At 57.9% G+C, this 15,635-nt stretch carries 12 protein-coding genes; 5 read left to right on the plus strand and 7 right to left on the minus strand.

The annotated features are described in order from the left end of the window. Window positions 1-26: 26 nt before the first annotated feature. Entirely contained in the window at window positions 27-1,694 is a 1,668-nt protein-coding gene (locus OMP38_RS07130) for a GspE/PulE family protein (protein WP_277565197.1), read from the minus strand. A gap of 348 nt (window positions 1,695-2,042) precedes the next feature. Between OMP38_RS07130 and OMP38_RS07135 the strand changes: the two genes are divergently transcribed. Together OMP38_RS07135 and OMP38_RS07140 are read left to right on the plus strand one after the other, a co-directional pair. Next, a complete protein-coding gene (locus OMP38_RS07135; protein ID WP_277564462.1) occupies window positions 2,043-5,759 on the plus strand; it encodes an Ig-like domain-containing protein in 3,717 nt (1,238 codons plus the stop codon). A gap of 298 nt (window positions 5,760-6,057) precedes the next feature. After that, window positions 6,058-7,977 (plus strand): Ig-like domain-containing protein, encoded by a 1,920-nt coding sequence (locus OMP38_RS07140; protein WP_277565198.1) that lies wholly within the window; start codon window positions 6,058-6,060, stop codon window positions 7,975-7,977. 80 nt (window positions 7,978-8,057) lie between these two features. On the opposite strand, the gene OMP38_RS07145 is transcribed toward OMP38_RS07140, so the two are convergent. The 4 genes from OMP38_RS07145 to OMP38_RS07160 are packed head-to-tail and all read right to left on the minus strand — an operon-like array spanning window position 8,058 to window position 11,064. Continuing rightward, window positions 8,058-9,986 carry a hypothetical protein gene (locus OMP38_RS07145; RefSeq protein ID WP_277564463.1) on the minus strand — a complete coding sequence of 643 codons (1,929 nt, stop codon included), beginning with the start codon at window positions 9,984-9,986 and terminating at the stop codon, window positions 8,058-8,060. A 14-nt stretch (window positions 9,987-10,000) separates the two neighbouring features. After that, the gene (locus tag OMP38_RS07150; protein WP_277564464.1) at window positions 10,001-10,201 is read right to left on the minus strand and encodes a hypothetical protein; all 201 of its coding nucleotides are present in this window, start codon (window positions 10,199-10,201) and stop codon (window positions 10,001-10,003) included. Window positions 10,202-10,214: 13 nt separating this feature from the next. Further along, on the minus strand, window positions 10,215-10,475 hold the full coding sequence (locus tag OMP38_RS07155) for a hypothetical protein (RefSeq protein WP_277564465.1): 261 nt from the start codon (window positions 10,473-10,475) through the stop codon (window positions 10,215-10,217). Window positions 10,476-10,500: 25 nt separating this feature from the next. Further along, on the minus strand, window positions 10,501-11,064 hold the full coding sequence (locus OMP38_RS07160) for a type IV pilus modification PilV family protein (protein WP_277564466.1): 564 nt from the start codon (window positions 11,062-11,064) through the stop codon (window positions 10,501-10,503). Between the two features lie 205 nt (window positions 11,065-11,269). Between OMP38_RS07160 and OMP38_RS07165 the strand changes: the two genes are divergently transcribed. Together OMP38_RS07165 and OMP38_RS07170 are read left to right on the plus strand one after the other, a co-directional pair. Next, the gene (locus tag OMP38_RS07165; RefSeq protein ID WP_277564467.1) at window positions 11,270-11,761 is read left to right on the plus strand and encodes a GAF domain-containing protein; all 492 of its coding nucleotides are present in this window, start codon (window positions 11,270-11,272) and stop codon (window positions 11,759-11,761) included. 17 nt (window positions 11,762-11,778) lie between these two features. Further along, window positions 11,779-13,866: a class I SAM-dependent methyltransferase gene (locus OMP38_RS07170; RefSeq protein ID WP_277564468.1), complete on the plus strand. Its 2,088-nt coding sequence runs from the start codon at window positions 11,779-11,781 to the stop codon at window positions 13,864-13,866. A gap of 59 nt (window positions 13,867-13,925) precedes the next feature. Here OMP38_RS07170 and OMP38_RS07175 read toward each other — a convergent pair whose 3' ends face one another. Then, complete coding sequence (locus OMP38_RS07175; RefSeq protein ID WP_277564469.1) at window positions 13,926-14,342, minus strand: GtrA family protein; 417 nt, start codon at window positions 14,340-14,342, stop codon at window positions 13,926-13,928. Further along, complete coding sequence (locus OMP38_RS07180; protein WP_277564470.1) at window positions 14,342-14,626, minus strand: YuiB family protein; 285 nt, start codon at window positions 14,624-14,626, stop codon at window positions 14,342-14,344. Before OMP38_RS07180 ends, OMP38_RS07175 begins: the two co-directional genes overlap by 1 nt. Before the next feature lie 170 nt (window positions 14,627-14,796). On the opposite strand from OMP38_RS07180, the gene hemQ reads away from it, so the two are divergent. After that, window positions 14,797-15,543 (plus strand): hydrogen peroxide-dependent heme synthase, encoded by a 747-nt coding sequence (hemQ, locus tag OMP38_RS07185; RefSeq protein ID WP_277564471.1) that lies wholly within the window; start codon window positions 14,797-14,799, stop codon window positions 15,541-15,543. Window positions 15,544-15,635: the final 92 nt, after the last annotated feature.

Below are 15,635 nucleotides of genomic sequence, written 5' to 3' on the forward strand. Positions count from 1 at the left end.
CAGCTGTCATCATTTTCCCCCTTCCACTAGTAGGCGACAGTCTCGCGAATGACTTCCTGAAGCGTCGTGATGCCGCCGAGCACCTTGGCGAAGCCGTCGTCCATCAGGCTGATCATGCCCTGCTCCGCCGCCGCGGTCCGAAGCTCCTCTACGGTCGCGTTCTCCGAGACCATCCGGCGCAGCGCGTCGTTCATGCCCAGCACTTCGTGGATGGCCACGCGTCCCCGGTAGCCCGTCTTGTTGCAGTTGCCGCAGCCCTTGCCCACATGGAGCTTGTCCGCCTGCAGGCCGCGTCCTTGGAGCAGCATCGCCTCCTGCTCGGTCGGCGCCTGCTCGGTCTTGCACTCCGGACAGATGCGGCGCACGAGCCGCTGGGCGACGACCCCGATGAGCGACGAAGCGACGAGGTAGGGCTCTACGCCCATGTCGCGCAGCCGGGTCACCGTGCTGATCGCATCGTTCGTGTGCAGGGTGGACAGCACGAGATGTCCCGTGAGCGAGGCGCGGATCGCGATCTCCGCCGTCTCCGTGTCCCGGATCTCGCCTACCATGACGATGTTCGGATCCTGACGAAGGATGGAGCGAAGGCCGGCCGCGAACGTCAACCCGATGGTCGGATTGACATGGACCTGATTGATGCCTTCGAGCTGGTATTCAACCGGATCTTCGACCGTGATGATGTTGGCGGCTTCCTGGTTCAAATGGTTCAGCGCGGAGTAGAGCGTCGTCGTTTTGCCGCTGCCGGTCGGCCCGGTGATGAGCAGAATGCCGTATGGGCGCTCGATCATTTCCCGGAAAATAGCCTGGTTGCGTTTGCCGAAGCCGAGCAGGTCGATCGACTTCACCCCGGTGCTGAGATCCAGGAGCCGAAGCACGATCTTTTCCCCGTGAATCGTCGGCAGCGAGGAGACCCGGATATCGATCGTCCGATTGTCGAACGTCATCTTCATCCGGCCGTCCTGAGGCAAGCGCCGCTCGGCGATGTTTAACCTGGCCATGATCTTGAGGCGAGCGGTAATAAAGCCCTGCATTTGCTTCGGAATCGTCCGCTCCGTCCGCAGCACGCCGTCCAGCCGGTATCGGATCGACACGCTCGCCTCGCCGGGATCGACGTGTATATCCGATACTCGCAGCTGCATCGCCTGTTGAATCATTTGGTTGACAAGGCGTACGACGGGAGAGTCTTCGTTGGTAATCTCGGTCTCGCGGATCTCTTCCTGCGTCGTCGGAAGCTCGCCCATGATCTGGCTCATCGAATCCTGCAGGCCGTAATGGCGGGCGATCGCGCGGTTGAGCTCGTCCCGGCTCGTAATGGCGGGCTCGATCCGGAACCCCGTGCTCATCCGCATCTCTTCGATCGCGAAGTAATCGAGCGGATCCGCCATCGCGACGAGCAGCTTGCCGCCTTCCTTATGGATCGGGATCGCCTGATAGCGCCTCGCCAGCGCTTCGGGAAGAATCTGCGTGATCGATGGCTCGATCTGGTATTTGAAAAGGCTGACATGCGGAATGCCGAGCTGGAATTCGAGCACTTCGATCAATTGCTGTTCGTTGATATACCCCTGCGTGATGAGCAGGTCTCCCAGCTTCTGCTTCGTCTTGCGCTGCTCCTGGAGCGCTTCCTGAAGCTGCGCCTCGGAGATGATCTGGCTCTCGACTAGCAAGTCTCCCAATCTTTTCTTCACGATCGCCAATCCGATCACCCCTGACACTAGTCCGATAGTCCTGCATCTATATGTTTAATGTCTTAGGAATTTCCAGTGAAATTAATGATACCAGCCGACATTTTTCCAAGTTCTTTCTCAGAAGGATTATATATTGTCGTATAATGAAAAGACAAGCAGCTTTTTGTGGCATAATTATCCATAACGCGACATGAAATTTGTTCAGTAATTTTTCAGAAGAATATGGTAAAATCGTTTCGGAGAGTTCTAGGTCTATCATCCTATTTATGTCATAATTTCGTTTTCAACTCACTTATTCAACGATTGCGCTCAGATAAAACCACGTAGGGGAAAAAGATGTCGCGAGTTCGGAAATGGTTGAGCTTGGCATTGGCGACCGTTCTAATCTTCGGAGGCTTGCCGTTAACCGGACTTGGGCCGGCTCATTCGCATGCGGCTACGTACACGATCGTTACGCTCACCGGAACGACGTCGAACAATGCCTTTCAGAACGTCGTATTGAACGGCACGCAGTTGCAGTTTGGGACCGGGACCGCGGCCAAATTCGTCATGACCGATTGGGGCGACGGCACCGTCTCGCTGCGCGCGCAGGCGAACGGCATGTTCGTCACGGCCAGCGGGACGAATGACTTGACCGCCACTGCCACTGCGGTCAAAATAACCGAGACCTTCAAAAAAGAATCTTCCGGCAGCGCGTTTACGTTAAAATCCCTTTCGAACGGCAAGTACTTGACGACCTCATCCCCTAACAACGGAAATAACGCAACTACGACCATTAAAGCCAGCAGCGACACGGCGACGGATGCCAAACAAAAATTCAATATCACCGACGTCTCCCCCGCCTCCTCCAAGCAGGAGATCCGCGTGCTTGAAATCACGGACGACGGCACGTCGGATCTGTTGCCCATTCTGGGCAGCTACAACAATCCGGTCATCAAGATCGACTCCATCCGGATGAAGCAGTTCGTCGCGCAGCGGGACGAGCTCGACGGTCGCTACGACGCGATTTATATCGGGAAAGGCGCCTACAACGCCACGCTCGTATCGACCAGCGGCCAGAACCACGATACCAAAAGCATCATGAACGACATCACCAACTTAAAAATGGGAGAAATCCAGAAATATTATATCGATCGCGGACTGCCCGTCATTGTTTATAGCCAAAAAACGAGTTCTTCCGCGAGCGGCGCCTTGTACCAGAACAAAGCGGGCATTTTGAATGCCGCCTTCTTGCCCTATGCGACCGCCCTTTCCGGGTCGGGCGATAAGTTCGTCCCCGCCTCGAACAAAAGCAACGTGATTTTCGTCGGCGATTCGAGCATAGATAGCGCCGGCAATTTTCTGACGAAGACCGATCTGATCAACCGCTCTGCAGAACGGCCTCGCCTTGTCGTAACCGGCAAGCCGATCGATTATACCGTCAATCAGAATCAAATCTACGTGGCAGGGGATACGCTCACCTATACGTTCGACGTAGCCAATGTCGGCAACATCGCCCAGCGGAGCATGACCGCCAACCTGTATATCGGCATCGACAGCGTGCTGAAGTTCGATTCGAACAACCTGATCGTCTCGCAGCCCGTGACGTCTACGACCGGCAATACGCTCACCTTCCGTCTGCCCAAAGGCTACTCGGGCGTCCACTATTGGAAGCTCGAGCTCGTCGATCAAGGCAGCAAGCTGAAGGATATCCAAAGCGGCGTGCTCCGATTCCGCGACGAAGTCACGAAGATCAACGTCCTGCAGGTCGTGACCTCCAACGCGGACACGACCAGCAGCCTGCTCAAGAGCAATAACATGAATCAAAGCTATCTCAAGACGGAAGACTACGAGATCGCCATCACAGTCATGTCCATGAACAACTTCAACAACAGCGGCTACGCTAGGCTCAACGGTTACTACGACATGCTGATCTTCGGCTTCGCGGACTCCTACAACGGAGGCGCCAACATCAGCGCAACCGCCGCCGCCGCAGTCAATGCCTATATCGCCACGGGGCAAAGCGTCATGTTCACGCACGATACGATCTACCAAGGCAGCTCGAATTGGATCAGCTACTTCCAGACGGCGACCGGCCAATTAAGCCCGATGACCAACATGGGCCTCAATGCGCCGAACCAATCGACGACGACCAAAAAGGTAAACGACGGCCTGCTGACCCGATTCCCTTTTAACATCAGCAGCAATATTGCCTTGGTCAATACGACGCACGACCAATACTTCGGCCTCAAGCTCGAAGATCCTGAATTGATCCCGTGGTACAACATCACGGGCGGCCCGCGGGACGACGACGACAGCTGGAACCACTACTATACGTACTCTTACGGCAACGTCACCTATTCGGGTACCGGACATACGAACCACGACTTCCCCGACTGGGAGCAGCGTCTGTTCGTCAATACGATGTACCGGGCGTTTATCGGATCGAACCATGCGCCGATCGTGAACGTCAGCACGCCTACGAACTACGCGGATACCGGCAAAATTATTCCGTCGTACAACAAGGTGCTGCTCAGCTATACGCCGCAGGACTACGACGTCATCGACCGTTCGCTTAGCACGGCCGTCACGTTCAAGTACCGGGCCGGCGCCTCGGACGCCTGGACCGAAAAGCAGGTCAAAGCGTATACCGACGTCAAAACCGGCGAGATCGTCACCGAGTCGTACGACAATCCGCTCCCGAACGGCGGCGAACTGGTCATTTACGTCACGGCCAAGGACAAGAGCGGCGCCAGCACGACCCAGACGATCACGACCAAGGTCGTGAAGGTGACCGCCAACGTCGACCTGAGCCGTACGCTTTCTGCCAACGTCGTGAACAACCAGGTAGAAAAGAACGTGCCGTTTACGATGACTTACACGGTCACGCCGAAAAATATTCCTTATCAAAACGGCATTAGCGCCGATGACTTGGTCATCAAGAACTTCAAGCTGGACGAGAAGCTGCCTGCCAATCTTGAAGTGATCGCGGCCGACGCATCGCCTCTGCTGCTGAATCCGGCCGTCACCGGCACGCTCGCGGCAGGTTACAAGCTTACCGGCTCGTTGGCCGACATCCAATACCGGCTGAGCCAGGACGGCAAAAACTTCATTGCCGACCCCGTCAGCTTCACGGTGAAGGTCACGCCGAAGCAGAACGGCAGCTACCTGCTCGACAATTCGTATCTGAACTTCACGGACTTCTACGTGAACGGCGCCATCGTCACGAAGGATATCGAACGCAGCCTGCAGTTCCAGCCTTATCAGATTCAAGCGGTCACCAAAATGGCCAGCCTGAGTCTATCTGACACGGTCATCGCCAAAGGCGACGAGTCGATCCTGACGCCCGTCATCGGTCCAGACGATACGTCCAACAAGACGCTGACCTGGACGGCCGATCATCCTGAGCTGGTGACGGTCGACGCCAAAGGCGTCATCAAGGGCATCGCCGAAGGCACGGCCAAGATTACGGCGACGGCAACGGACGGGAGCGGATTGACCGCCGTATCGAACGTGACGGTCGTCGTGCCGGGCATCAACATCGTCGGACCGAATACGGTCAACGTCGACGACACGATCAATCTCGAAGCCAAGCTCATTCTGGCGAACGAGACGCTGACCGGGCTCACCTGGTCCGTCGGCTCCGGCCAATCCGCGACCGGCGAGCTCGGCAGCGGCGCCGACGATATGAAAAAGACGCTGACCGGCTTTAATGCCGGCCCGATCGACATCACGGTCGTCGCCACGACCAGCAAAGGCAAGACCTACACCAAGACTTATCGCGTGACGGTCATTCAACCGATCCAATTGACGCTCCCTTCGGACATTCATATCGGACTCGGCACGGAATGGAAGCGGGATCTGTGGAACGCCGCGCTCGGCGTGACGCCGGAGGCGAGCAAGTCCGGCATTCAGAGCTATACGACGTGGACGAGCAGCGACGCGTCCACCGTAGAGGCCGGAGCGAACAATGGCGTCGTCATCGGCAAAAAAGACCGGCTTCGTCACGGTCGGCGCTTCCTACCAGAAAAATCCGAAGACGACGCCGGTCACGGCATCGACGCGCGTCACGGTCGTAGACTTAAGCGTGCCTGAACAAGTCACGCTGGGCAAAGGCAAGACGCTGGACGTCAAAGCTTTGGTCGGCGCAGCGCCTGTCGACGTTAGTTCGGTGGTATTGAGCCGTCTGACCTGGACCGACGAGAGCGGTAAAAACTTCGCGTCCGTCGGCGCATCGACCGGGATCGTCACGGGCACCGCCGCTGGCGTTGAAAACGTCACGGTGACGTATCGCCAGACGGACGGCGGACCGATCGTCATCCAGAAGACGATCCAGGTGAACGTGGTGGATATTAGCGGCCCGTCCGACGTCCTTGTCGCCAAGGGAGACAAGATGGATCTGGCCGCACTGATTCAAGTCTTGCCAGGGAGCCTGGAAACGGGCATCCGGGAGCATCTGAGCTGGAGCAGCGAGGCTGCCGGCACGGCCCTAGTCGGACAGGACGGGGTAGCGACCGGCAAGGGAGCGGGCACGACGAAGATCACGGTGTCGTACAGAGAAAAGCCGGACGGCCCAGTCATAGCGCAATGGACCATAAACGTTCATGTGGTCGACCTGTCGCTCAAGGATAGCGTCACGCTTGCCGTCGGCGGCAGCTACGACCTGAATGGCGCGATCGTCACCGCCAATCCGTCGAGTATCGCGAAGGATTTGAAATGGAGCGACGAACCCGGAAAAACCTATGCGTCCGTAGACGCCGTTACCGGGATTGTCACCGGCAGCGCCCCCGGCTCCGAAACGATCACGGTGACTTACGCCCTGCCGGGAAGCAGCAATACGACCATCGCGAAGACGATTGCCGTTAACGTCGTTAAGCTCGACGGCCGTACGGCGACGATCCCCGTCGGCATGACCGTCGACCTGAAGGATCTGCTGGCGATCAAGCCCGAATCGCTCGAATCCCAGATCAAAGCCTCCGTAACCTGGAGCGAAGACGTAACGAACAGCACGATCACGGTCAGCAACAGCACGGCGACGGGCAAACGCGTCGGGAAGGAATCGGTTGCCGCATCCTATAGGCCCGATCCGGCACGCCCGTCGATCGATACGAGCGTGCAAGTCGAAGTCATCCCCGTGACGCTCGATCTGCCGCAAACGCTGACGATCGGGCTCTGGTCGGAAGATTTGCAGCACGATTTCGATCTTTCGGACAGGCTGGGGATCAAACCGGTGGAATGGAGCGATTCGATAAAGCCGTATATCGCCTGGTCGAATACGGACGCGGGGGAAAAGGTCGGTTTAAGCGGCAGCACCATCAAAGGCCTTCAAGCGGGCAACGAGCATATCAGCGCCGTCTATGCGAATCCGGCTGCGCCTGATTATACCGCTTCGGGCACCGTCAATATTCGCGTCGTCGGGCTGTCGTTCGACGGACCGATCACGATCGGCAATACGATGAGCGAATCGCTCGCCTCGCAAATCAAGATCGAACCCGAGGCGCGCCGGGACGAGATTCTGCCGCAGCTTCACTGGTCGGTCGAGTCTGGCAGCCAATATCTCACCGTATCGGACACGGGCCCAAGCAAAGGCACGGTCACGGGAGAGACGCCGGACAACAAGCCCGGTAAAGGCGTCATTCTCGTGACCTATGCGCCGGAGGATGCCGTCGCGATCATTACAGCCAAGATCGAAGTGAACGTCGATCCCGTCTATCTGGGCCCGCCGACATCGATGACGGTTCGCTGGAATCAGCCGGCGATCGACCTCTTGCAGGACGATACGCTCTCCAAGCTGCCGGCGGACATGAAGAGCAAGCTGCATTGGACGATCAAGGACGACAATAAGTCCGTGCTGACGGGCAGCAGCCTGAATCCGAGCAAGACGGGCACCGCCACCGTCACGGTCGCATACCGCAAGACGGACGCGGGTCCCGACATCGCGAAGCGAGTGTTCACGATTAATATTGTCGAGCTTTCGCTGCCCGCCTCTCTCTCGGTCGCATCGGGAGCGACCTACGACCTCAAGCCCAGTCCGCTCAGCACGGTAGACAAGCTCGGCATCCTGCCGACGTCAGGGCAAGTGCACGATGCGATCGCCGGAAATATCAAATGGAGCGACGAAGGCAAAAATAACTTGACGGTTGATAACGCCGGAATCATCACGGCCAAAACGAACAACAGCAAATATCCCGTCACCGAGACCGTCACGGTTAGCTACAAGCCAAGCGACGGCGCGGAGATCAAAGCTTCCGTTATCGTCTCGGTGCTGCCGGCCGTACAGAACAAACCGACGTACGGCGGCAATAAGTATTAATCGAATCGCATACGACGCAAGCAAAGAGCCCCTCATTCGAGGGGCTCTTTGCTTTGCTTATAATTTTACGCCATGCCTAGTTATTTGTCGGCGTCGGCGAAATGCTTTTTGCCGATCCGCATATTAATCGTCTTCACGCGGGGCAGTCCGACTGCCTGATTGGCATAAATCTGATCGTCGTACTGAATGATAAAGCGGCTTAGCAGCCGATGTTGATCATCGACCGGGATACCGTTCAGTTGACTGTCCGGATATAGATACGTAGCGTCCTCACTAGGCTTAGGCGTATTGCCAAGCACCGCGTTGATTGTCAATTCGCCCTTGGCGAAGAAGCCTCCGCGTATCCAGAAAGCAGAACCGACGCCGTACAGCTCCGCATCGGAGTCCGTATAGAAAAAGGCCTTCAGCAGCGGCGGATTGCCCGCACCTTGATCGGATGCTCCCTTTACGAAGGGAGATGCGATCGTATTAAACGAATCGACGCGATTGATGAAAATTTTGCCTTTGGCGATCAGCAGCAGCTCTTTCTCTACGCCGTTCACCTTCAGGCCCGCGATCTCGGCATCCTCGATCGTCGCCTTGCCGAGCGTGATGATCGTCGCGTCCATGCTGACTCTGCCTCTGATTTTAACGTCGCCGTTCACCAGAATATTGCCCAGAATTTCGAGCGGCGCCCCGCTCTGATTGTCGATCGTCAGGTTGCCGTTAACGATGAGCCAAGCGCTTTTCATGTACGATCCGTTGATTTCGCGTTTATTTTTGACGTCGGGGTCGAACTTCATTTGCTGCAGCTCGTTGCCGTTGATCGTCAGGCTGCCGTCGTAAATCGCCGTCTTGTCCAGCGACTGCCCGGTGGCGAATAGGAACTGATAATTCGCAAAATCCTTGTAATACTGCTGGATATCGTCCTCCTTGTCGCTCGTCGGATAGGTCGGCTTCTCGGGAAGGTCAATGATGCCGGCACGGTTTGCCAAGCTCTGAATTCGCTGATGCGCGCTTTCGCTCGCGTAGGCCGAGGCAGCCTCCAAATTGTTCAACGAACCTTTATTGATATCTTTGATCCCCGGATAGAGCGTCGGGTTGTCCCGATCCGTCTTGCTGTCACCGGAAGCCTCGGCCAGCTTATCCAGGAAGGACTCTTCTATATTTACGGATACGAACTTGCTCTTGTCCCTGTAAACGACATTATCGATCGTATTGTTGACGACGGTCTTTAGCTGAAGCTTGCTGTTATCGGTACCGTCGAGCTGAATCGGCGAATAATTCGAGCCGGTCTGATAATCGCAATAATCCGGTCCCGTACAGGACAAGATGCTTTTTTCGTTTTGAACGTAGATGTCTCCGTCGAGCGTCGGGAACTGGGAGGGCGTGAATTGATCCTTTTCTCCGATCGCCCGGTTGTACCGGTATTCGGCCTGGTTTTTAGCCCGCAGGTCCAGCCCCGAGTAAAAGTCCCCGATAATATAAGGCGCTCCGTTGATATTGACGTTGCTCTCCGAGCCGAACGCGTACTTCAAAAACTCGGGGTACGAGTCGAGCGTAATGTCCTGCGCCAAAATTCGCCTGACGCCGTTGACCTCCGCCTCGGTCTTGATCGTAATCTGGACTTCGACCTTATCCACCGGCTTCCCGGCGCCTGCGATCGATTGGGCGTTCCATGCTTGCGGCAGCTCGATGCCCAGTATTTTGCCGGTGGCGCCTTGGAGTCCGCTTTTCGTATCCGATCCGTTCACCTTCGCCTGAATCTCCTTGAGATCGTTCGGCAGCTGCTCCAGATCGATCGCGCCCTCCTTCTTGTCGAACTTGAGCGCGATCTCGGCGGCCGCCTCGTTCAACGCGCGCTCGGCCAGATGCAGGCTCTGCACGTCGTTCTCCCGCGTCTCCGCGCGCTTGGCGCCGCCCAGCGTCGCGCCCATGATCGCGACGCCCAACACCGTAAAGACGAGCACCATAAATACGACGAGCAACAGCGCGGAGCCGCGTTCTTCCCGCGGACGAAGCGTCTTCATGATGATCCTCCCCTTCAAAATCCGAACCGGCTCTCCAGCTCGAGCTCTTGTCGTCTGCCGCCGTACATCTGATAAAGCACGAGTTTGATATCGATTCTGCCGCTGCCGCAGGTCGGCGAAGCCGGCGTGCAGACGAGCGTAATGCCCGAGCGATCCTGATCGATCCTGGAGTCTGTCGCGATTTCCTGGATGCTCGAGGTCGTGGTATTGACCACCAGCAGCTGTTCGTTAGCCAGCCGAATCGAGAAGGTGTCTTTTTTTATCGACCCCGACGATGTCGATCCCTGAGGCCGACTGGGTTACGGAAGTCGCGCCCTTGTCGTATAACTGGGAGATCACGGTCGACATGATCAAGTCCCCTTCGTCCCGGAGCGAGTTTTCGATCGTCACCTTGTGGTAGGTATTGAACCCGAAGTGAATCACGCCGTAGATGGCGAGCAAAGCCATGGACATAATGGATATGGAAGCAATGAGTTCGATTAATGTCATGCCGCGCTCTTCTCCGCGAAACCGTCTAACGAATCTTTTCATTCGCGATATATCCCTCCACTTCCGAAGCGCTCCGCTTGTCCGACGGGTCGGCCGCATCGACCACGTTGACCCTGACCGGGATCAGATACGGGGCCAGATCTTTCTTGTCGTCGGTAAAAATCGAGGGATCGTAGGTGATGCTTGCATAATACCGGTTGCCGTTCACTACGGGCGTTAATACATCCCATAATGTCGGCACCTGCTGCAGCATATCGTTCATCTCCGTCGAGCAAACCGGACGGCTCGGACCGTTAACGGTGCAAGTTGCCGGATTAAACGTAACCGTACCGTCCTCGGCTAATAAGTTTTTGTCGAGAAAGTAGCTCTTCATCGTTTCAAAGCTTTGCTTCTCCACGAAAAACAGCGCGTTCCGCGCCAGATTCACCGCCACCGTCTTGTTCTGGTTCCCCTTCGCGTAGCTCATCGCCTGTATGAAAAACGCCGTCATGGCCAAAGAAACGATCGAAAGAATCGTGATCGCCGCCAAAACCTCGATTAACGAGAAGCCTTCTTCAGCCGGCCGGCGTTTTCGAAGCCAAGTCCTCAAAATACACTACCTACTTCCTATAAAAATAGCTACTTTCTACCTAAATTATTCTCTTATTTTAACATACAGTCCCCGTTTAATACATGAGTGAAACGACCGAATCGCCAGGCTCCCGCATGATTCGACAGGCCTGTGCCCGCGCCGGCGGGCGCCTTGGTGAACGTCCCGCTATCCTTTATAATCGGATGAGAGAGGATGATTCGTAATGACGTTTAACCCGCAAGCCTATGCCGGCACGAGAGCGGAAAACGAGAAGCTGCTGCTGACGCAGCTGCAGCACTTGATCGAAGGCGAGCCTTACCGCATCGCCAATCTGGCCAACGCCTCCGCGCTGCTGCGCGGCTACCTGGCCGACATCAATTGGGTCGGCTTCTACCTGCTCGATGGGGATAGCGGCGGACTGGCGCTCGGTCCGTTCCAAGGTCTGCCCGCCTGCGTCCGCATCCCGATGGGCAAGGGCGTGTGCGGCACGTCCGCCGCGCGCCGCGAGACGCTGCGCGTGCCGGACGTGCACGCGTTCCCCGGGCATATCGCCTGCGACGCGGCGTCGCGCTCGGAGATCGTCGTGCCGCTCTTTGACGCCGCGGGCGAGCTTATCGGCGTGCTCGATATCGACAGCCCGCTGCCGGATCGCTTCAGCGAAGACGATCAACGGCTCTTGGAGCGGTTCAACGCGCTGCTGGCGCAATACCTATAGATGCAGGAGGTTAACCGATGCTGAAGTCGCTGGACGCTATTGCGTCATATCGCCGCTCTCCGTATGCCGAAGAAGCGTTGTCCGCGGCCCCGAGCTGGCTGAAGCTGCTCGCTTCGGCGGAGGAGCCGGTCGTCAATCTGGAACGAATCGCATCCTTCAGCGAGCTGGCGCAGTCCAATCCGGTACTCGACTACGTGGAGCGAAGCCTGCGGCTGCTGGATGCGCTGCCGGTCTCGTATTGGATCAAGGAGCTCGTCGAAGAGACGCTCGCCTGGTGCGAGACGGCCAAGGGCGGTTCGCGCCGGGAACGGCACGCTTGGCAAGCGCAAGGGATCAACTTCCGCGTGCATAACATCGGCTCGGCCCAGTTGTATGCGCGTAATGAAGCGGTAGGCGCTTCACCCGGCGAGCATGCCTTGCTCGTCCATGCGCTCGTCGAGACGCACGGACTGGTCGGTCAGGAGCTCCGCGGCGAGGTGCCGCCGCAGGATCACGACCCGTTGGCGCGCGCGCTGGAGCGATCGCTGGCCGCGCCGGAGGAGCGGGAGCGACTGCTGCTCGCGCTTAACTATTGCATTGTCGCCGCGGTATCTCCCGCGCTTTGGGCGGAGGTCGAGTCGGAGGTCGCGGCGGTCGTACGCCGAATCGCCGAAGGCAACGCCGGAGAGACGCCGCTTCGGATCCGCGAACGCTTGCGCCGGCTGCGGACGCAGTCGATCCGCAGGGGCGAGGACTTCGACGGCGAGCTAGATGCGCTGGACGCGGAGCAAGATTTGCTAACTGCCCTCCAGCCGCTCGAATCCAAGACGTTCTGGTACGTCGAGTCGGCGCTGAAGGACTTTTCGCTGGAGCAATTCCTGAAGATCTTCGCCATCGTCGCCAGCGACGCCTCCCTGCCCGACGTCAAGCATATCAGCTTCGAGAACGTCATGAACGCGATGTACTACGACTACAAGGGCAGCAAAAAAATCAACGTCTATAAGAAGCGCATCATCGAAAAGTACTTGGGCGAGCTGGACTGGGACCGCATCCGGGCAGGCGATATCCGGCACGACAACCCCCACCTTCACCATCGCCTCGTCCGCAAGGCGGGCTTGCAGGACACGCTGTTCTTCGATTTTGAGTTTTCGCCGGCCGCGAACAAGCTGATCGACTTTTGCGTGGAAGCCGAGAAGTCGTCTCTCTACGAGAAAGCGGTGCTGCTGCTGTTCGACCTGTTCGAGCTGCGCCGCGACGCCTACGACCGTTTCCACAACGAAGAGACTTACCTGGCGGACATGAACAGCACGGCCGATTATAAAAAGGTCATTCTGGACTACGTCGTCGGCGAAAAGGCGTTGGACATCGGCCCCGGCGGCGGCGTGCTGCTGGACCTGCTGGAGGAAAAGCTGCCGCACGTCAAAGCCGTGGGCATCGACATCTCGGCGAACGTCATCGAGGCGCTGACCCGTAAAAAGCATGCGGAATCCCGCGGCTGGGAGGTGCTTCAAGGCGATGCCCTGGCGCTCAAGGACTACGTGGAAGCCGGCAGCGTGGACACCGTCATCTTCTCCTCGATCCTGCACGAGCTGTACTCTTACATTCCTTACAACGGCGCGCGTTTCAACCGGGATACGGTCGCCGCGGCGCTGAGGAGCGCATTCGACGTGCTCTCGGCCGGCGGACGCATCATCATCCGCGACGGCATCATGACCGAGCCGGACGCGCGCCGCGTCATCCGGTTCCTGCAGGCCGACGGTCCCGCGTGGCTGGAGCGGTACGGTAGGGATTTCGCCGGGCGCAAGATCGTCTACGAGCTGTTGAACGACCGGGAAGCGGTCCTGCCGGTCAACGACGCCATGGAATTTTTATATACGTACACCTGGGGCGAGGAAGCCTACGTTCACGAGGTGCAGGAGCAATTCGGCTACTTCACGCCGAGCGAGTACGAGCGCTTCATCCGGGACACGCTGGGCGAAAAAGCAGAGATCCTCGTCATGCGGCACTACCTGCAAGAAGGGTACACCGAAGCGCTGGCCGACAAGGTCGCCTTGTTCGACGAACAGGGACGCCCCGTACCGCTGCCGGACAGCACCTGCTTCATCGTTATCGAACGACGCGCTTAAACTAAAAAGCCGACGCGAACGCGCCATGCGTTCCGTCGGCTTTTTCCCTAGAACTAACGTTAATTTTCGCGCCCCAGCTCCGGCCCCTGCCTGAACACCCACAGCTTGCTCCCGGCATAGTTGACGGCGAGCGAGGCCGCGACGGACACGAGCTTCGCGAGGATCGGGGACAGATCGAGCCCCTTCTCCGCGGCGAGCAGCACGCCGGTGGCGCACAGGAAGGACAGCGCGTTGACGAGGCCGAACTTGATCAGCTCCCTGGCGCTGCCGCGCTCCCGCATGCCGAACGTCCAGCGCCGGTTCCACCAATAGCTATTGAGGAAGGCGAGGAAATAGGAGACGCACTGGGCGGGCAGCGAAGGCCAGCTAAGCGCGTAGACGAGCGCCGCGAAGATCGCGATGTCGATGCCGGTATTCAATACGCCGATCGACGCGAACTTCAGGACGCGCTTGATTTCCTGGCTGTCGATTTTCATCAGAACATCTTGTAGCCGCCGCGCCGCAGCGCGCGGATCGCCCACCCGCTCGTCAGGGCGCCGCCGATGCCGGCGATGAACGGCAGCGTGAATACGCCGATGAACGCGAGCACGCTAAGCTCGGGATTCCAGAAGTGCCATACGCCCAGAGGCAGCACGACGATCACATATATCCAAGTCGGCAGCCAGGTCGTCTTGATCAGCATGTTCAGGATGAAGCCGATGCCGAAGAACAAGACGAAGAACAGCAGCGTGCCGAGAATCTCTTGCAGAATCTCTCTCATCTTAAATGTTAAGCCTCCCGGTCGGATGTGTGCTCTATTAGTTTACAAGATCGGTTCGAGGACAGTCAACGCACGAGACGCGCAGGCGTTTGCCCGAGGGAGCGAATATAGGCTAAAATGGGAAAAGCCATGTTGGACAAGGCACGACGAGAAGGAGAGTTGAAGCTAAAATGAGTGAAGCCGCACAAACGCTGGACGGCTGGTACGCGCTGCACGACTTCCGCACGATCGACTGGACGGCCTGGAAGGCCGCTAGCCCCGAGGAGCGCGAGACCGCGCGGCAGGAGCTGCTGGGCTTAATCGCGGACTGGCGGGCGACCGAGGAACGCAAGGAAGGCAGCCTCGCCGTCTACGCGATCGTCGGCCAGAAGGCCGACTTCATGTTCATGCACCTGCGCGAGACGCTGGAGGAGCTGAACGCGATCGAAAACGCGTTTAACCGCTCCGCCTTCGCCAAGTTCGCGAAGCCCGAGTATTCGTACGTGAGCATCGTGGAGCTGAGCAGCTACCTCGCGCCCGCAGGCACCGATCCGATGCAAATTCCCGAGGTCGCCGCGCGCCTCAAGCCGATCCTGCCGCAGTCGAAGCATATTTGCTTTTACCCGATGAACAAGCGCCGCCTGCTCGGCGACAACTGGTATTCGCTCTCGATGGACGAGCGCAAGACGCTGATGCGCAGCCACGGCATGATCGGACGCAACTACGCGGGCAAGGTCAAGCAGATCATCACCGGCTCGATCGGGTTCGACGACTGGGAATGGGGCGTCACGCTGTTCGCGGACGAGGCGCTGCAGTTCAAGAAGCTCGTGTACGAAATGAGATTCGACGAGGTCAGCGCACGCTACGGCGAATTCGGACCTTTCTACGTCGGGAACCTGCTGACGGCGGACGGATTCGCGGATCTGCTGCGGGCGTAAACGAGAGAGGCTTGAAAAAGACATTTGAAAAAGCGCAATTCCATACGGCCCGAAGGCCGTGCGGAATTGCGCTTTTTTTATAGGAGAAGGAC

This window comes from Cohnella ginsengisoli, from assembly GCF_029525555.1.
GTDB lineage: Bacteria > Bacillota > Bacilli > Paenibacillales > Paenibacillaceae > Cohnella > Cohnella ginsengisoli.

What these genes read in the sequence shown, in the direction of transcription:
- OMP38_RS07180 (WP_277564470.1), bottom strand. Translation starts at nt 14,626, where the DNA reads ATGAGAGAGATTCTGCAAGAGATTCTCGGCACGCTGCTGTTCTTCGTC.
- OMP38_RS07155 (WP_277564465.1), bottom strand. Translation starts at nt 10,475, where the DNA reads ATGACATTAATCGAACTCATTGCTTCCATATCCATTATGTCCATGGCT.
- OMP38_RS07140 (WP_277565198.1), top strand. Translation starts at nt 6,058, where the DNA reads ATGGATCTGGCCGCACTGATTCAAGTCTTGCCAGGGAGCCTGGAAACG.
- OMP38_RS07165 (WP_277564467.1), top strand. Translation starts at nt 11,270, where the DNA reads ATGACGTTTAACCCGCAAGCCTATGCCGGCACGAGAGCGGAAAACGAG.
- OMP38_RS07170 (WP_277564468.1), top strand. Translation starts at nt 11,779, where the DNA reads ATGCTGAAGTCGCTGGACGCTATTGCGTCATATCGCCGCTCTCCGTAT.
- hemQ (WP_277564471.1), top strand. Translation starts at nt 14,797, where the DNA reads ATGAGTGAAGCCGCACAAACGCTGGACGGCTGGTACGCGCTGCACGAC.
- OMP38_RS07175 (WP_277564469.1), bottom strand. Translation starts at nt 14,342, where the DNA reads ATGAAAATCGACAGCCAGGAAATCAAGCGCGTCCTGAAGTTCGCGTCG.
- OMP38_RS07145 (WP_277564463.1), bottom strand. Translation starts at nt 9,986, where the DNA reads ATGAAGACGCTTCGTCCGCGGGAAGAACGCGGCTCCGCGCTGTTGCTC.